Origin of the sequence: Sphingobium sp. PNB, assembly GCF_019873065.1 — a bacterium.
Classification (GTDB): domain Bacteria; phylum Pseudomonadota; class Alphaproteobacteria; order Sphingomonadales; family Sphingomonadaceae; genus Sphingobium; species Sphingobium fuliginis.
The window spans coordinates 12,504-30,095 of sequence record NZ_JAINEZ010000031.1 but is presented as its reverse complement, the minus strand read 5'-3'; the positions used below and the strand labels follow the sequence as shown (position 1 = coordinate 30,095).

General features: G+C 64.4%; 17 protein-coding genes. 5 read left to right on the top strand and 12 right to left on the bottom strand.

Annotated features, from left to right (window positions below):
- Positions 1–9: 9 nt before the first annotated feature.
- From K7W03_RS12360 to phbB (K7W03_RS12335), 6 genes are all read right to left on the bottom strand, one after another.
- Complete coding sequence (locus K7W03_RS12360; protein WP_222886454.1) at positions 10–1,134, bottom strand: ABC transporter permease; 1,125 nt, start codon at positions 1,132–1,134, stop codon at positions 10–12.
- Positions 1,135–3,906: a ribosome-associated ATPase/putative transporter RbbA gene (gene rbbA, locus K7W03_RS12355; protein ID WP_222886453.1), complete on the bottom strand. Its 2,772-nt coding sequence runs from the start codon at positions 3,904–3,906 to the stop codon at positions 1,135–1,137. It lies immediately after the preceding gene.
- Complete coding sequence (locus tag K7W03_RS12350; RefSeq protein WP_222886452.1) at positions 3,903–4,976, bottom strand: HlyD family secretion protein; 1,074 nt, start codon at positions 4,974–4,976, stop codon at positions 3,903–3,905. Before K7W03_RS12350 ends, rbbA begins: the two co-directional genes overlap by 4 nt.
- Positions 4,973–6,424, bottom strand: coding sequence for an efflux transporter outer membrane subunit (locus K7W03_RS12345; RefSeq protein WP_222886476.1), 1,452 nt, complete (start codon positions 6,422–6,424; stop codon positions 4,973–4,975). The genes K7W03_RS12350 and K7W03_RS12345 overlap by 4 nt, the downstream gene beginning before the upstream one ends.
- Before the next feature lie 110 nt (positions 6,425–6,534).
- The gene (locus tag K7W03_RS12340) at positions 6,535–6,972 is read right to left on the bottom strand and encodes a hypothetical protein (protein ID WP_222886451.1); all 438 of its coding nucleotides are present in this window, start codon (positions 6,970–6,972) and stop codon (positions 6,535–6,537) included.
- 104 nt (positions 6,973–7,076) lie between these two features.
- Positions 7,077–7,805, bottom strand: coding sequence for an acetoacetyl-CoA reductase (phbB, locus tag K7W03_RS12335; protein WP_222886450.1), 729 nt, complete (start codon positions 7,803–7,805; stop codon positions 7,077–7,079).
- Positions 7,806–7,935: 130 nt separating this feature from the next.
- Between phbB (K7W03_RS12335) and K7W03_RS12330 the strand changes: the two genes are divergently transcribed.
- Positions 7,936–8,661: a TetR/AcrR family transcriptional regulator gene (locus K7W03_RS12330; protein ID WP_226870104.1), complete on the top strand. Its 726-nt coding sequence runs from the start codon at positions 7,936–7,938 to the stop codon at positions 8,659–8,661.
- 150 nt (positions 8,662–8,811) lie between these two features.
- Here K7W03_RS12330 and lptB read toward each other — a convergent pair whose 3' ends face one another.
- The 4 genes from lptB to K7W03_RS12310 form a co-directional block, all read right to left on the bottom strand.
- Positions 8,812–9,576 (bottom strand): LPS export ABC transporter ATP-binding protein, encoded by a 765-nt coding sequence (gene lptB / locus K7W03_RS12325; protein ID WP_051520139.1) that lies wholly within the window; start codon positions 9,574–9,576, stop codon positions 8,812–8,814.
- A gap of 173 nt (positions 9,577–9,749) precedes the next feature.
- Entirely contained in the window at positions 9,750–10,934 is a 1,185-nt protein-coding gene (locus K7W03_RS12320; RefSeq protein WP_222886449.1) for an acetyl-CoA C-acyltransferase, read from the bottom strand.
- A 25-nt stretch (positions 10,935–10,959) separates the two neighbouring features.
- Positions 10,960–11,682, bottom strand: a complete 723-nt coding sequence (gene phbB / locus K7W03_RS12315; protein ID WP_222886448.1) for an acetoacetyl-CoA reductase — start codon at positions 11,680–11,682, stop codon at positions 10,960–10,962.
- A 49-nt stretch (positions 11,683–11,731) separates the two neighbouring features.
- The gene (locus K7W03_RS12310) at positions 11,732–12,472 is read right to left on the bottom strand and encodes an SDR family NAD(P)-dependent oxidoreductase (protein WP_222886447.1); all 741 of its coding nucleotides are present in this window, start codon (positions 12,470–12,472) and stop codon (positions 11,732–11,734) included.
- A 517-nt stretch (positions 12,473–12,989) separates the two neighbouring features.
- Here K7W03_RS12310 and K7W03_RS12305 point away from each other — a divergent pair.
- The 4 genes from K7W03_RS12305 to K7W03_RS12290 all read left to right on the top strand — a co-directional run bounded on the left by K7W03_RS12305 (position 12,990) and on the right by K7W03_RS12290 (position 16,084).
- A complete protein-coding gene (locus K7W03_RS12305; protein WP_222886446.1) occupies positions 12,990–13,250 on the top strand; it encodes a hypothetical protein in 261 nt (86 codons plus the stop codon).
- Complete coding sequence (locus tag K7W03_RS12300) at positions 13,247–14,461, top strand: phospholipase A (RefSeq protein WP_222886445.1); 1,215 nt, start codon at positions 13,247–13,249, stop codon at positions 14,459–14,461. Before K7W03_RS12305 ends, K7W03_RS12300 begins: the two co-directional genes overlap by 4 nt.
- Before the next feature lie 694 nt (positions 14,462–15,155).
- Entirely contained in the window at positions 15,156–15,581 is a 426-nt protein-coding gene (locus tag K7W03_RS12295; RefSeq protein ID WP_043153838.1) for an organic hydroperoxide resistance protein, read from the top strand.
- A 47-nt stretch (positions 15,582–15,628) separates the two neighbouring features.
- Positions 15,629–16,084 carry a MarR family winged helix-turn-helix transcriptional regulator gene (locus K7W03_RS12290; protein ID WP_043153862.1) on the top strand — a complete coding sequence of 152 codons (456 nt, stop codon included), beginning with the start codon at positions 15,629–15,631 and terminating at the stop codon, positions 16,082–16,084.
- A gap of 138 nt (positions 16,085–16,222) precedes the next feature.
- Here K7W03_RS12290 and K7W03_RS12285 read toward each other — a convergent pair whose 3' ends face one another.
- Positions 16,223–16,504, bottom strand: coding sequence for a hypothetical protein (locus K7W03_RS12285; RefSeq protein ID WP_222886444.1), 282 nt, complete (start codon positions 16,502–16,504; stop codon positions 16,223–16,225).
- Positions 16,505–16,566: 62 nt separating this feature from the next.
- Positions 16,567–17,400 carry a universal stress protein gene (locus K7W03_RS12280; RefSeq protein ID WP_222886443.1) on the bottom strand — a complete coding sequence of 278 codons (834 nt, stop codon included), beginning with the start codon at positions 17,398–17,400 and terminating at the stop codon, positions 16,567–16,569.
- Between the last annotated feature and the right edge of the window lie 192 nt (positions 17,401–17,592).

Genomic DNA, 17,592 nt, shown 5'->3' with positions numbered 1-17,592 from the left:
TGTGCCTGCTTATGCCATCGTTCCGATCGTCCGGCGGAACCGCGCGAGCGCGATCAGGAAAAACACTGCACCGATCACGGCGATGGCAAGGAACTGGGGCCAGACCACGTCGAAGCTCGCTCCCCGGTAGAGAATCGCCTGCGCCATTCTCACAAAATGGGTGGTGGGCGCGGCGAGCATCACCGTTTGCACGAACTCGGGCATGCTCTCGCGCGGGGTCATGCCGCCGGACAACAGCTGGAGCGGCAGCAGCACGAGCATAAGCAGCAGCCCGAACTGAGGCATCGAGCGCGCGATCGTGCCCATGAAGATGCCGATCGACGTGGTGGCGAACAAATGCAGCGCCGCACCCGTCAGGAACAGCGGGATCGATCCCTCGATCGGCACCTTCAATATTCCTTCGACCACCACCAGCAGCGCGAAGGCGCAGGCGAGCAGGACGACCAGCCCCATCGCCCAGACCTTGCTCGCCATGATCTCGAACGGCGTGATCGGCATCACCAGCAGATGCTCGATGGTGCCATGCTCGCGCTCGCGGATCAGCGCGGCGCCGGTCAGCACGATCGAGAGCATGGTGACGTTGTTGATGATCTCCATCACCGACCCAAACCAGCTTTGCGCGAGCGTCGGGTTGAAGCGGGCCCGCAGGGCGAGATCGGCGGGCGGCGCGGCCGTGGCCCGCGTTCCCTTCATGAACTCCGACACCTCGCCCTGGACGATCTGCTGGATATAGCCGCCGCCGGTGAACGCCTGGCTCATCCGCGTGGCGTCGATGTTGAGCTGGACGGTCGGCTGGCGGCCGGCGAGCACGTCGCGCTGGAAATCGGGCGGCAGGTCGAGCGCGAAGGTGTAGCGGCCGGCGTCCATCGCCGGATCGACCTCGCCCAAAGCGAGCAGCGCCGGCGGCGTGAAATGCGGCGGATAAAAGGCTCCGGTGATCCGGTTCGACAGGGGCGACTGGTCCTCGTCGACGATCGCGATCGGCGCCTTGTGCAGCGTCTCGGGCATGGCGGAGGCCGCCACGTAGATGCCGAGCGAAAAGGCGTAGACGATCAGGACCAGCATCATCGGATCGCGCCACAGGCTGCGCAGCTCCTTGACCCCGAGGCGCCCGATATTGGCGATATGCCGCATCTAACTCTCCTGCTTCCTGAGCAGCGCGACGCACAGCGCGAGCAGAACCGGCACGGCCGCCGCCAACGCCAGAAGCGGCTGGCCCAGATCGCCGAAGCCCAGCCCCTTCGAGAAGACGCCCCGGCAGATCGTCACGAAGTGGGTGGTCGGGAAGACGCGCCCGACGAACGCGCCCGCGCCCTCCAGCGACGAGACCGGGTTGATCAGCCCGGAGAACTGGACCGCCGGCAGGATGGTGCCGATCGCGGTGGCGAACAATGCGGCGATCTGGCTGCGCATGAAGATCGAGAAGAGCAGCCCGATCGCCGTCGCCGACAGGGTGTAGAGCAGCGCCCCGACGGTCATCGCCAGCACGTCGCCGGTGATGGGCACGCGAAAGACGAGCAGCGCCAGCAGCACGAGCAGCACATAGTTCAGCATGGCGAGGGCGACATAGGGCAGCTGCTTGCCGAGCAGAAACTCGATGCGCGTGATCGGTGTTACATAGAAGTTGATGATCGAGCCCAATTCCTTCTCGCGGACGACGCTGAGCGCCGTCAGCATTGCCGGAAACAGCAGCAACAGGACGGGGATCACCGCTGGCGCGATCGCCACCAGGCTCTTGACGTCGGGATTGTAGCGATAGCGCGTCTCGATATTGATGAGGCCCGCCGAGGGCCGGGCGCCAAGCTCCTGCACAGCCATCTCTCCCAGCCATTGCGCGTGCAGTGCCTGGATATAGCCCTGCACGGTCTCCGCCCTCATCGGCATGGCGCCGTCGATCCAAACGCCGATCTGGACCGGATCGCCGCGGCGCAGGTCGCGCGCGAAGCTTGGCGGGATCTCGATCGCGACGCTCAGTTCGCCGTCGCGCATGCGTCGGTCGAGCTGCGCATAATCGGTGATCGGCGGACGTTCGATGAAGTAGCGGGACCCGGCGAGGTTCAGCGTATAGTTCTGGCTGGTGGTAGTGCCGTCGCGGTCGAGCATCGCGAACGGCAGGTTCTCGACATCGAGGCTGATGCCATAGCCCATGATGAACATGAGCAGCACGCTTCCCAGAAGGGCGAGCGTCGCGCGAATCGGATCGCGACGAAGCTCCAACGCCTCGCGCCGGGAATAACTCATCATGCGGCGGCGGCTGAAGGTGCGGGAAAAGGACGAAGCGGGCTCAGCCTTTGTCTCGGTGGCCGGCGCCGCGGCCGCCACTCCCGCCTCCGCCCGTTCATCTCCGCCCGCCGCGTCCTCCAGATAGCTGATGAACGCATCCTCAAGGTTCGTGCTGCCGCGCTTCTCGACGATCGCCGCCGGCGTATCGCTGACGAGCACCTTGCCGGCATGCATCAGCGAGATCCGGTCGCAGCGCTCGGCCTCGTTCATGAAATGGGTGGAGATGAAGATCGTCACCTTGTCGTTGCGGGAGAGGTCGATCATCATCTGCCAGAACTGATCCCGCGCGATCGGATCGACGCCCGAGGTCGGCTCATCGAGGATCAGCATCTCGGGCTTGTGGATCATCGCCACCGCGAGACTGAGCCGCTGGCGCTGGCCGAGTGGGAGCGCGTCCGGCAGTGCGTCCATGATATCGGTCAGGCCGAAGCGTTCGGCCATCTCCTCGACCCGGGCGGGAATCTCTTCCGCCGGCACATGGAAGAGCTGTGCATGCAGCTCGAGATTCTGCCGGACCGTCAGCTCGGAATAGAGCGAGAAGGCCTGGGACATGTAGCCCACGCGCCGACGCGTCGCCACGTCGTCATTCTCGACTTCGCGCCCGAACAGCCACGCTTGGCCCTCGCTCGCCTTGAGCAGGCCGGTCAGCATCTTCATCGTCGTCGACTTGCCGCAGCCGTTCGAACCCAGGAAGCCGAAGATCTCGCCGCGCTCGATCCGGAAATCGACATGGTCGACCGCGGTGAAATCGCCGAACCGCATCGTCAGTCCCTTGGCCTCGATCGCGATCTCGGCATCGCTCCCGTCGTTGCGCGGAGGGATGATCACCGGTTTGTGCCCGCGCCGCCGCTCCTCGGGCAGCAGCGCGATGAACGCGTGCTCCAACCCGTCAGTGTCGGTGCGTCGATAGAAATCCGCCGGCGTGCCGGTTGCGAGGATTTGCCCCGCATCCATCGCCACCAGCCAGTCGAACCGAGCCGCCTCCTCCATATAGGCGGTGGCGACCAGCACGCTCATGCCCGGCCGGTCGGCGCGGATGCGATCGATCAGGTCCCAGAACTGCGCGCGCGATAGTGGATCGACGCCGGTGGTCGGCTCGTCGAGCAGCAGGAAATCCGGATCATGGATCAGCGCGCAGCAGAGCCCGAGCTTCTGCTTCATCCCGCCCGAAAGCTTACCCGCCGGACGTTTGCGGAACGGCGCAAGGCCGGTGCTCTCGGTGAGCTGGGCGATCCGCCGCTCGCGCTCCTGCGCATCCTGCCCGAACAGGCGCGCGAAAAACTCCAGATTCTCGTCGATGGAGAGGGTCGGATAGAGGTTCTTGCCGAGGCCCTGCGGCATATAGGCGATGCGTGGACAGACCGCTTCGCGATGCCGCCGGTCCGCCATGTCGCCGCCGAGAACCTCGACACTGCCTTCCTGGATCACGCGCGCGCCGGCGAGCAGCGAGAACAGGGTGGACTTGCCGACGCCATCGGGACCGATCAGCGCCACCATGCGTCCGGCCGGAATTTCCAGATCGATGCTATCGAGCGCCCGCGTCCTGCCATAATCCAGGGCGACGCCCGAAAGGCGCGCCGCCAATCGAGGCGATGCGCCCTCCGAAATTCCAGGCTCAGTCATCGTGACACGTTGACGGTCAGCTTCGCCGGCCATTCGGCATCGCGGCTGGTCCGCACATAGGCCATGCCGGGAAGCCCGGTTTTGACCTGGGTGATATGGCGATCGAGCAAAGCGGGATCGATCCGTGCCTTGACGCGGAACATCAGCTTCTGCCGCTCGCTCTCCGTTTCCACCGTCTTGGGCGTGAACTGCGCGACATCGGCGACGAACGAGACCCTGGCGGGGATCACATAGTCGGGCGCGGCATCGAGCACGATCCGCACGTCGCTCCCCAGCGCCACGCGTCCCGCCACCGTCTCGGGCAGGAAGAAGGTCATGTAGACGTCGCCGAGATTGACGAGGTTGAGCACCCGCCCGCCGCCGGCGACGACCTCGCCCGGCTGGGCCACGCGATACTGGACCCTTCCGCCCACCGGAGCGCGCAGGTCGCTGTCGCGGATATCGGCCTCGATCCGCTCGATCGTCGCGCGGACGGCATCGACGTTCGAGCGCGCGCCGATCACCTGGCTGCGCGCGGTGCCGATGGCCGCATCGACCGCAGCCAGCTGCGCGCGCGCCGCCTCGACGGCAGCCGTCGCGCCTTCGACCTGCGCCTGATCGTCGTCGCGCTCCTGAACCGCGGTCGCACCCTCGCGCGCCAGCGTTTCCGAGCGAGCGAGCCGCTTGCGCGCGGCGCTCAGCTCCGCCTCACGCTGCCGCACGGCGGCAAAGGCGGCCGCGCGCTCGCTCTGGCGCTGCGACACCTGGCTTTGCGCGATCAGGATCGCGTTTTGCGCCTGGGCGAGCTGCGCCTGTGCCTCGGAGCGCTGGGCGTTGAGGACATCGGTGTCCATATGCGCGACGACCTGTCCCGCCTTCACGAAGTCGCCCTCGTCGGCGACGATGTCGCGGATCCGCCCAGGGGTCTTGGCGGAAATGTCGATCTCGATCGCCTCGATCCGGCCATTGCCGCCAATGATGCCGTCCGGCAGGCCGCCGGGCTTGAGCAGCTGCCACAGGGTCAGAGCGACGGCAATGACGGCCACGGCGATGGCGCCCCTGATGAACCATTTCTTCTGGGGCGTCGTCATTGTGCTGGATTCCCGGTTTCAGCTGCGTTGATGTCGAAGGCTGGATTCTGGATGAAGCCCCCGCCCAGCGCCGCATAGAGGGCGACGGCGCTCCCGAGATGGGCGCGGCGAAGCTGGACAAGCGCCTGCTCGGTGTCGAACAGGTCGCGCTGCGCGTCGAGCACTTCGAGATAGGCCGAGCGCCCGTTATCGAAGCGCAACTGGGCAAGGCGCGCGCGCTCCTGGAGCGCCGCGAGCATGGTGCGCGTCGTTTCGATCTGGAGGCCGAGCTGCCGGCGCCGGACCAACGCATCCGACACATCGCGGAACGCGGTCTGTACCGTCCCTTCATAATCCGCGACCGCAATCACCTGCCGGGCCTTCGCCACGTCGAGATTGCCTTTGAGGCGTCCGGCATTGAACAAGGGCAGGCTCAGGGTCGGCGTGAAATTCCAGGAAAGGCTTCCCCCCTTGAACAAGCCGTCCAGTTCGCTGCTCGCCGTCCCGAAGGCGCCGGTCAGGCTGATATTGGGGAAGAAGGCGGCGCGCGCGGCGCCGATATTCGCTTCGGCTGCGCGAAGCACATATTCCGCCGCCACGATGTCGGGCCGGTTGACGAGAAGCTCTGACGGCAGGCCCGGAGGAAGCACGACCTCCGGCGCGGCTTCTGCAAGGCCGAGCGGCCCCGGCCGGATGTCGACCGGACGCCCGACCAGCAGTGCCAGCGCGTTGCGATTGACCTCGCGATCCTGATCGAGCGCCTGCAGCGCCGTCTGCGCCTGCGCCAGCAGGGTCTGCGCCTGCGTCATCTCGAGCTTGGATCCCGAGCCCACCTCATAACGCCGCCGCAGGATCCGAAGCGCGTCCTCGCGCGTCGTGATCGTCCGGCTCGCCAGCGCGACGCGTTCCTCATATTCGCGCTCGAGCAGATAGCCGTTGGCGACCTGGGCGATGAGGTCGGTCGCGATCGCGCGTCGAGCTTCTTCCGTCGCCAGATACTGCGCGCGCGCCGCCGCGTTGAGGTTGCGCAGCCGGCCCCAGAAGTCGATCTCCCAGCCGGCGCTCAGCTGCGCATAGATCTGGTTGCCCGTCACGGCCTGGCCCGTCACCGACAGATCGGCAGGGGTTCGTCCCCGCGTTCCGGTCGCCACGGCATCGAACTGGGGATAGAGCGCCGAGCCTTGGATCCGCCAAGACGCCCGCGCTTCCGCGACACGCCCCGAGGCGATCCGGATATCGCGGTTGTTCTCCAGCGCCGCAGCGATCAGTGCCCGAAGCTGCTCCTCATGGAAAAAATCGTACCAGCCGACCCGGGCGATGGACGACGAGTCGGAGGCCGATGCGGCATAGCCCTGCGGAACAGGCTGCGGCGGACGGACATGCGCCGGCGCGAACGAGCAGCCGGCCAGAAGCATGGACGCAGCGAGACAGGCAACGCTTGTAGCTGGCCGTCGGTATCTGGCCCTCATGATCTCCGGAACGGCCATATCGTCGCGCACTGCCCCTGGTTCGGTCTTCAAATAGCCGGCTCCCGTCCGGGAACCGGGCGGGAGCCGTTGTTCGCCGTGAGATGCGACCCTCAGGCTGTCTCGGTAGCTTTCGCAGGCGCGCGCACCGGGGCCGCGGGAACCTTCGCCTTCTCCGGCTCGGCCGCCGACTTCTTGAGCAGGGGCTGGAACCACGCCTGGATGGTTCCGGTCAGTTCCTGCTGGCTGGTCGTCTGCGAGAGCAGATCTTTCCAGCTACCCTGCCATTCGTCGACGGCCGCCTTGATCTTGCTCACCGAGGCCTCCCGGCTCTTTTCGACCTCGCCGAGCAGGCTCGTGACCGCGTCGCTCCTGAAGCTCGGGACAGTCCCCGGCTTCAGTTCCTTGAACTGATCGACGAAGAGGGTCGCCGCCTTGCTGCCGATCTGTGCATAGTCCTCGCCGCCGGTCCGGGCGATCTCGGCGAATTTGAGGACAAGCTCGCCATTGGCCTTGGCAAGGGCGGTAATCTGATCGAGGGGATAGCTCATGGGTCAGGTCCTTTCGAGAATCGAGGCGGGAGGAAAAACAGTTTCCGTTGCGATGCTGCGCTGCGATATGAGGGATTGTCCTTACGCACGGTGGCAGACGAGGCTCAGCCATTCGCGATATATTGCCCTCCGTTGATGGTAAGCACCGAGCCCGTGCAGAAAGCCGCCTTTGGCGAGGCGAGATAGGAGACCGCTTGCGCGACCTCGTCGGGGTCGCCGAGACGGCCGACAGGGATGCCGGCGATGATCCCGGCGCGCACCTCCTCCTTGACGGCGGCGACCATGTCGGTGTCGACATAACCGGGGCAGACCGCGTTGACGGTTATGCCGCGCGCGGCATTTTCCTGAGCCAGCGCCTTGGTGAAGCCGATCACGCCCGCCTTCGCCGCGGAATAGTTGACCTGCCCTATCTGGCCCTTCTGCCCATTGATCGACGAGATGTTGATGATCCGGCCGAAGCGCCGCTCGCGCATGCCCTCGATGATTGCGCGGGTCATGGTGAACATCGAGTCGAGGTTGGTCGCCAGCACGGACCGCCAATTGTCCCAGCTCATCTTGTGGAAGACCCCGTCGCGGGTGATGCCCGCATTGTTGACGAGGATGGACACCGGCCCAAGCCGTTCTTCGACCTGGGCAACGCCGTCCCGGCAGGCCGCCTCGTCCGCAACGTCCCATTTGAACACCGGTATGCCGGTGTCCTGTTTGAACCGGGCGGCGGCGGCGTCATTGCCATGATAGACGGCCGCCACCTCATGGCCTTCGGCCTTCAGCGATCGGGCGATGGCCGCGCCGATCCCGCGCGTGCCACCGGTTACGAGTGCGATATCCGTCATGATCGTCCGGGTCCGTTCCTGTTTCAGATGCGCCGCGAGGTTTCCCCCACAGCTCCTCCCCGGACAATGCGTATGTATACTTAGCGGTTTTGTTATCGCCTCCTGGCGATAGCGGATCAAGTCAAAACTCATGCAAGACCTGGATGATCGGGTTAGAGACGGTTTTATGACACGAGCAACATCAACCGGAAGCGCCAGGCGCCTGCCGCCGCGTGACCCCAAAGGTGGCCGGCCGACGCAGGAAATCGCGGCCCTACTGGGCGTTCATATTCTTGATGTGGCGCTCGAGCAGTTCATCGCCCAGGGCGTGGAAGGCGCCAGCATGGAGGGGATCGCAATCGCCGCCAGCGTCTCGAAGCGGACGCTCTATTCCCGGTTCGGGTCGAAAACGGCGCTGCTTTTTGCTGCCATCGAACATGGGACGGCGCATTATCTCAGGCCAATCGCCGCGAATATTCCGGCCGGCTCGACGCAGGACAAACTTCTCCATGTTAGCAGGAAAATGCTCGATGCATCGCTCAAGCGCGAAGCCATAGGTTTGGAGTCCCTTGTCAGCTGGATTGCCGACCATAAATCGGAGGTCAGCCAGGTCACTCCTTCGATGGGCGCGAAGGCGGGGATTGCGTTGATCCAGTCCATCCTCGAACAAGTCTGCGATGGCCACGAAAAGCGCGCGTATGATCTGCCGTTCCTCGCGACCTTCCTCTTCGATGCGTTGGTCACCTGCCCGCGGACGCGCATTCTACTGCGGCACGAACTGGAAAACACATCCCGCGCCAAAGCCGACTATCTCAAGCGCACCATGAATCTCATCGCGCGCGGAATGCCCTTCCTGGACGAAGACTGCTCCGGTTAACGCCATGTTCGATCCTGTTGGACACGGACTCCGACCGCAAGTCTGGCGTCATGCCGTCGCCCCGATGCATGAACACGAGCAGGCCGCCGTCGAGGCTGGCCCGGTGCTGAGCGGCGGCAACGGAGCGGCTATGATCGACCAAAGGAAAGGTCACTGCTCATAGTCCTCGCCAAGGTAGAGTCTGCGCACATCGGGATTGTGAAGCACCGCGTCGGGCGTCCCCTCGAACAGCACCCTTCCCTCATGGATGACATAGGCCCGGTCGACCAGTTCGAGCATCTCGTGGACATTATGGTCGGTTATGAGAACGCCGACGTCATGCTGCTTGAGGTCGCGCACCATCAGCTTGATATCGACGATCGACAGGGGGTCGATGCCGGTAAAGGGCTCGTCCAGCAACATGATGGCCGGCTTCGCGGCCATCGCACGAGCAATCTCGGTGCGGCGGCGTTCTCCGCCTGACAAAGCCGGAGCCGGCGTATCGCGGACATGGGCGATGCTGAATTCGGCGAGCAGATCATCGAGGCGCGCCGCGATCCCCGCGGGATCGTCCGTGCGGCACTCGAGCACCGCGGTGATGTTTTCCGCCACCGTCATTCCCCGAAAGACCGATGGCTCCTGCGGAAGATAGCCCAGTCCCCGTGCCGCGCGCCTGTCCATCGGAAGCGCCGTGACATCCGCTCCGCCAAGCAGGATCCTGCCGGCATCGACGCTCGTCAGGCCGACGATCGCATAGAAGCAGATCGTCTTTCCGGCGCCGTTGGGACCAAGCAGCCCCACGATCTCGCCCGGTTTGACGGTGAGCGAAACGCCGTGGAGAACCTTTCGGGCGCCAAATGACTTTTCGATCCCCACAATCGAGAGCCCTTCGGCCGTACCGGCGGAACTCTGCAATTCGCCTAGTCGACCGGTCACCGGACCGCCACCCGTATGAACAGACGTGCCGCTATCCACGGCTCTCCGGTTCCCCTTCGAGAGTGGGTTTTCCAGAAAGCTCGCGATGAGCATGGGCACGCGACACCTTATCGGTTGCGTTCGGACCGGAGCGGCGTCGACGGAAGATCGATCGCCGCCCCAAGCCTCTTCGCTCAGGAGACGGCTTCAAGAGCCAGGGCAACGCCCTGCCCGCCCCCGATGCAAAGCGTGACAAGCCCGCGCCGGAGCCCGTCGCGCCGCATCGACTCGAGCAGCCGCGTCGTCAGCACCGCGCCCGTCGCGCCGATCGGATGGCCATGGGCGATCGCCCCGCCTTCGACATTGACGATGTCCTCCGGCAGCCCGAGTTCCCGTACGACGGCGATGGCGATCGCGGCAAAGGCTTCGTTGATCTCGACCCGTTCGAGATCCGACACCGACCAGCCCGCACGGGTGAGCGCCTGACGCACGGCCGGGACCGGCCCCAGCCCGAACAGTCCGGGCTCCACCGCACCCACGCCGAAAGCGACCAGCCGACCGACCGGAGCTACGCCGTGCTGGCTGGCCCAGTCCTCGCTCGCCACGATCATCGCCGCCGCGCCGGTATTGAGGCCGGGCGCATTGCCTGCCGTGATTGTTCCTTCCGGACGAAAGGCCGGCTTGAGGTGGGCGAGGCTTTCGAGCGTCGCATCCGGTCGGTTCTGCTCGTCCCGCGAAAAGCTGGTCGGCCCCTTTCGTCCCGGAATTTCGACCGCTACGATCTCGCTGTCGAACTTGCCGGCCGCCTGGGCCGTACTGAACCGCTGTTGCGAGCGCACTGCCCAACTGTCCTGGGCGTCGCGCGAGATCTGAAATTTCGTGACGAGATCCTCGGTCACCCAGCCCGAATGCTGGTCGACGAATGCGTCGTTGAGACCATCATGGAGCATGCTGTCGAAAAGCTTGCCGTCTCCCATCCGATAGCCCCAGCGGCCCTTCTCGATGAGGTAGGGTGCCTGATCCATATTCTCCATCCCGCCCGCGACCGCGGCATTCGTCAGGCCCAGCATGATCTCCTGCGCTGCGGTGGCGATCGCCTGGGCTCCGGAGCCGCAGACCCGGTTGACGGTCATCGCCGGCACAGTGTCGGGGATTCCGCCCCCGATCGCCGCCTGCCGCGCCGGGTTCATCTTCGCACCGGCCTGCACCACCTGGCCCATGACGACCGTATCGATCGCCTCCCCGGTTACGCCGGCGCGCTTCAGCGTCTCCGCGATGGCGATACTGCCGAGTCTCGGCGCGGCCATGTCCTTGAGGCTGCCGCCATAGCTGCCGATGGCGGTTCGCACGGGTGCGCAAAGAACAACATTCGTGGTCATGATCTTCTCCTTCCATTCGGCCGCTTCAGGCCATGTATTTGCCGCCGTTGATCGAAAGCGTGGCGCCAGTGACAAAGCCGGCTTCGTCCTCGATCAGGAAGAGGACGCCGCGCGCGATCTCATCGGGCGTGCCGAGACGGCCGACCGGAACGGCGCCGAGAACTGCCTTCATCGCGTCCGCTGATACTGCGGCGACCATAGCCGTGTCGGTATAGCCCGGCGCGATCGCATTGACCGTGACGTTGCGCGCCGCGCCCTCGAGCGCGAGCGCCTTGGTGAAGCCGATCACGCCCGCCTTGGCAGCGGCATAGTTGGTCTGGCCGAACTGCCCCGACAGGCCGTTGACTGAACTCACATTGACGATCCGGCCGAAGCGCCGCTCGCGCATGCCTTCGATCACTGCACGGCACATGTTGAAGCAGCCGCCGAGGTCGACGTCGATCACGCTGCGCCATTGCTCCTCGCTCATCTTGTGGAGCGTGCCGTCGCGGGTGATGCCGGCATTGTTGACGAGGATATCGACCGGCCCGACCTCCGCGACCACCTTGGCGACGCCCGCCTGGCTCGCGGCAAAATCTCCCACGTTCCAGCCATAGATCGGAATGCCCGTCTCGTCGTGAAACGCCTGGGCTTCGGCCTCGTTGCCGAAATAATTGGCGACGACGGTGTAGCCGTGCGCCTTGAGGAGTCGTGCGGTCGCGGCGCCGATGCCGCTCACGCCGCCGGTGATAAGCGCTATACGGGACATGAGAAATTCCTTGCTGCTAGTGCTGATGAAAAGGGAGTGGGCGACGCGGTCACTGCGCGAGATAGCCGCCATCGACGGGATAGTAGCCGCCGGTCATGAACGAGGCGCGATCGGAGAGCAGAAAGGCGACAAGCGCCGCCACCTCCTCGGGCCGGCCGAGCCGGCCAATGGGATGCTGATCGATCAGCGCGGGCGACGGTTCGCCCTGCGCCCGGATCAGCGGCGTATCGATGACCGCTGGCCCCACCGCGTTGATGCGAATGCCCTTGCGGGCATAGTCGACGGCTGCGGTCCGGGTCATGCCGACCACGGCGTGCTTGGCAGCCGCGTAAGCGATGGTGCCGGGCAGGCCGAGCATGCCGCAGATCGAGCTCATGTTGACGATCGCCCCGCCGCCCGAGGCGAGCATCGCGGGAATCTGATAGCGCATGCCGTAGAACACGCCGTCCATGTCGACGCTGAGCACGCGCCGCCATTCGGCAAGATCATATTCACCGGCCGGAGCGGAGGCGCCGCCGACGCCGGCATTGTTCACGGCAAGATCGAGCCGGCCGAAGGTCTTCACCGCGAAATCCACCATCGCCTCGACATCCGCGGCGTTCGCCACGTCCGTCTGAAGCGGAAAGGCCCTGCCGTCATCGATCTGGGCAGCGAGAGCGTGTACGCGGTCGATATCGAGATCGGCAAGCACGAGCCGGGCGCCGGAGGCGGCCAACTCACGGGAGATGGCCTCGCCCAGCCCGCTGGCGGCTCCGGTCACGATCGCGACCTTGTCATTGAAGTCGAACATCCGGTTCTCCAGAGCGCACGAAAGCCGCCGCCCAAAACGGGCGTCGCCAAGCCGATCCGGCACCTCTCCCTGGCGTTTTGGATTCCCGATCACCACGGGATATGCGGTTCATGTGCATCGCCGGAGCACCACCCCGCCATCGGGAACTATACTTATGCGTTTCGTATCGACGCTAATTCGTTCCTCTTTCCATCCGGGAAAGCGTGAGGAATGGACGACGGCTGGAGCGGCAGGATCGTCACAAATCGGATGGCGAAGGACATATTCTGTGTCGGGCCAGGCGCAAATATACTGATGGCCGGGGTTGCGCCTTATCTCTCCCCTGCAGTACCGTTCTGTGAAATTGGCGACTCTCGGAAAGAAATGCGTGGTGGTAAGATGAGAGTAGCCGCTTGATAACGATGGTATAATCGGAGGCGGTTTCAGGGGAGGATGCTGAGTCAGGCTACGTCATCGCGTAGTGCGTGTTCCTCGCTGTCAGGCGATGGAAGGGCATGTCCGATTGGAGATGAGGAACATGGACACATCCGCCGCCACTTCGCCACCAGACCCGTTGGAAGACGTTGCAGAGACATTCATTCGCGCCGCGGTTACCTGGCTCGCCTCGGCTTTTCCGCCCGCAATGCTCCTCCAGGTCTTCTCCGACCGGACATTTCACCTCGCCCTCCCGCCGGGCAAGCGACCGCGGCGCAACGCCAGGATCGCGCGCGAACATTCGCGGCTGTTCGATTATCCGGTCCGTGGTGCAGGCGACAGCGGTTGGCACCTGCGCGCATGACGATCCGTCCGCACTTCTGGTTCATGGCTGGCGCATCGATTCTCCTCGCGCCGACGGCCCATGCCGCCTCGCCGGTCGAGATCCTGATCGGCGACGCCGGCCAGCGCGACCAGGACGGCGCCATTCTGGTCGATCTGCGATTGCTCAACGGGGACCGAGATCCACAAACGGTATCCTTGCCCGACCGAATCGAGGCACGGATCGGGGCTGCCGGATCTGTCCGGACCGTCTGGCTCGAACGCGCCGCGAATGTCCCGGCCAGCCTGACCGTGCCGCCTGGCGGGTTCATGCGCGCTCGCTATTGCTTTCGCGCGCCTTCCGACCTGACGCTGGATGGCGCGACGCTTTCCATTCCGGCGTGGCGTTCGCAGCAGATCACTGTTGCTTTGCGGTCGGCGACGCAAGTGGCGCAAGCCATATCCGCACCGCAGGCGCCTTCCGAGCCGGAGCGGGAAGCGGCGCCGCCGCCCGCCGACCGTTCGGCTGGCAATGCCTTTCTCGTCAATCTCTCGGCCTATGAGCCGATCTACGCCGTCTACGGGCCTGGCACCAACAGTGAGGCAAGGATCCAGATCAGCTTCAAATACCAGCTGTTCGGATCGAGACGGGCTGATGGGCTGCCGGGGTCCTGGCGTGATGGGCTTCACTTCGCCTATAGCCAGCGTATGTTCTGGGATCTGGGCGGGAACTCCTCGCCGTTCCGCAATGTCGATTATCAGCCCGAACTCTTCTATCTGACCCCTTCCGCCACTTTGTCGAACGGCATCTCGGTGAGCGCGCAGGGCGGTATCCGGCATGAATCGAACGGGCGCGACGGCGCGGCGTCGCGCAGCATCAACAGCGTCTATGTCGCGCCGATGGCGGCGATCCCGCTCGGCGGAGACTATCGCCTCTCGGTCGCGCCACGTCTGGCGCTTTTCGTCGGCGACAAGTCGGACAATCCCGATATCCGCCGATACCGCGGCATCACCGGGCTTTTCGTGGAGATCGGGGAGGATGAAGGACTGCGCCTCTCCACCTCCACCCGGTTCAACTTTTCGAGCGGCAAGGGCGCGCTCAGCGCCGATCTCTCCTATCCGCTGCCTCGTCTGCTGGGGGGCGGTCCGGATCTGTATCTCTTCGGACAGAGCTTCATTGGCTATGGCGAGAACCTGCTCGACTATGATCGGCGCATGACGCGGTTCAGAATAGGCGTAGCGCTCGTGCGATAACGGAGATCGAGACCGGGATCGAGACGGCGATTCCGGACGAAACCTGCATCCCCCCACTCGACGACACTCTTCATAGGCCAAGCAGACAATAGCTGGCATATGAGTGCGGGTCCGGCAAGGGTCGGACCGGCGGGCCGCGTCGACTCTGCCGATCTGCGGCATTGAGTAGGAATGGAGAAAATCGGTCGTACCTCGCGTCGCTTCGGGGTCGGGATCGTCGGACGTTGGCTGGGCTGGACCTTAGCCGCCTCCCCTGCTTGCAGCTGGCCCCCGCGCCTGCCCGGCCATCTTCACGCGATTCCATCCTAGAATCTGAGAAATATATTGTTCAACATTATATTGTGTGCAATTTGATTGTGTGCACCCATCGAGTCGGATCCGTGGGAACGGATCCTGGCGCCTCGTGAGCGATAATCACGGGACGTGACTGCGATCGAACGAGAAGGAGATCATTCCATCCCCGGAGTTGCCCAGCTTCTGTGCCGCAGAGAACATCGGTCCCGACTGCGAGACGATCGTGATCGGCAATATCAGCGACGCCCGCGAATGCTTGACACGGACGAACGTGAAGTACCGCTTCGTCATAGGCATGGCCACGCTGTCTGGCACATCCGCGACTCGAAGATATTGAGGGCAGCGGCTCCGAGAACAATGGAACGCCGGGTGTGCATACCATTTCAACTGGAGGATTATCATGAGCACACTGTATACGACGAGAGTCAAAGCCGTGGGCGGCCGTGCGGGCACGGTTCGCAGCGATGACGGACTGCTCGAACTTTCCCTGGCCCTGCCGACGGGGCTGGGCGGCAAGGGCGGAGCCACCAATCCGGAGCAGCTGTTCGCGGCCGGCTATGCCGCCTGTTTCGAGAATGCGGCCATTCACGTCGCGCGAAGCAAGAAGCTCGCTATTGCCGATGATGATCTTGAAGTGGTCGCCACGGTCAGCCTTCTGCCCAACGGCAGCGGCGGTTTCAAATTGGCCGCCGCTCTCGACGTTTCGATCGCGGGCCTGGAGCAGGTCGCCGCCGAAGAGCTGATCGCAGCCGCGCATGCCGTCTGCCCTTACTCGAACGCAGTCCGGGGTAATGTGGACGTCGCGATTAGCGTGAGCACGCGCTGATGGTGAGGCGGGAAGCGGACGCTGACGAGATCTCGGCGGAAACGGCGATGACGGAGGACGATCCCCTGCGACTGGACCGTCAGGTCTGCTTCCCGCTTTATGCCGCCTCGAACCTTTTGACCCGGCTTTATTGTCCGGTTCTGTCAAAGATCGGTCTCACCTACCCCCAGTATCTTGTCATGCTGGTGCTCTGGGAGTCTGAGCCCCACACCATTGGCGAGCTCGGCGCCACGCTGCATCTGGACAGTGGAACGCTCACGCCGCTCCTGAAACGGATGGAGGCTGCCGGACTTCTCACGCGTCGACGGGATCTCGCCGACGAGCGCCGCGTGATCGTTGCGCTGACCGAGGCCGGGCGCCGCCTGCGGGTGCCGGCGAGTAGCGTGCCCGCGACGCTGGGCGAAGGCCTTGACCTTTCTCCAGAGGCGGTCGTCTCGTTGCGGGATGCGGTGCAGAATTTGGTGGCGGTGCTGACGAAACGACCGCGGCACAAAGGAACATAAGCCATGTTGACCGTCCATCATCTCGGTATATCTCCATCGGAGCGGCGGATTGTGGCGCGGGCTGCCCGCCGGACCGCTCAGCCTTGCCTCAACCCGCCGCGTTCCGCATCAGCTTGCCACTTGAGGCATTGATCAGTGCTATCTTGCTGTCTTCGTTTCAGCACAGCTGGCCTCCTCCAGTGCCCTCCACTTTGCGTAGTTGCTTTCATCCTGGGCCTGCAGATAGGCTGCGGCCGCCAACCCGGCCTGTAGGCACCGATCCGCCGCGCTGGCCCCTTCCGTGTTTATCTCATATTGGGTCACCGCCGCCGCGGCCGCCCTTCTGTTGGTGTCATTGCTGCGTGGATCCACCATCTTGTCACAGCTTGCGAGGCCGAGTGTGACCAGGACCAGCACGATCTTTTGCGACGTCACGATCACTTGCGCTGATCGCGCGTTTGCTTTTGGAGCCAGCGACCGCCCGCCCCCTATGTCGACAGCGGTCAATGGGACAGCATTGTGCATCTTACGGGATCCAGCAACAGATCGGCGGTCACGCCACCAAACGCCCATTCCCGGAGCCGGCCGTGCCCATATGCTCCGGCGACAACGACATCGGCGTGCTGAGCGCGAGCGACCGCCGCAAGGGCAGCCACATCATCGCCGGTCGACGGCGCCACCAGCGTCTCCGCCAGAATACCGTGTCTTTTGAGCCATGCGGCCACATCGGTCAGCCGCCGACCGGCCGCAGCTTCGTCCTCCTCCCTAGCGACCTCGACAACAGTCACATGGCCCGCCATCTCCAGTAGCGGCAATGCATCAAGTGCGGCACGCCGGGCTTCACGGCTGTCCTTCCAGGCCACCAGCACCTGCTCCGGTCGCAGCCCCTTAGCGTGCGTAGGAACGACAATTACCGGTCGCCCGGTCTGCATCACCAGATCGCCGATATTTGCGCGTCGTGTATCGGGAAGCAGTGAGCCGCCACGATCCGGTGCGGTCAGGATGACATCGACGCCGCGTGCCTCGCGTGCGAAATAGTCCGCAAGCGGCGTGGCCATCTCCACGCAGCGCCATTCAATATCCGCGACTCGACCGTCCAGCAGAGTTCGAAACTCTGCCTGGGCCTCCTTGGCTTCGCTTTCAATTTCGCCACGATCCAGTTCGATCGCTTCACCGGAAACATAAGCGCCAGCAAATGCCGTCGCCATCAACGGCTGGCACGCGGCAATTCCGATGACGCCAGCCTGCGATCGTTCGGCCAGGTCGGCAGCAACATTGAGCAGCGCGGCATTGGACCGCCCGAGCTCCAGATGCACCATCAAAGTTGCGTAACTCACTGGCGGGCCTCCTGCGATGTGTCGCTCTGCCAGGACGAATTCCCGGGGCATCGACAGAAGATATCCGTAGGCCATGCGACATGGCTTCCCTATCGGGTCATCTACTTACGGGCGCGACGATGAGCGCTCTCGTCGCGTGGATCGCTCAGCAGGTTTGGCGCCCGGACAGGCCTTGCAGTCCCGCTCGACGCC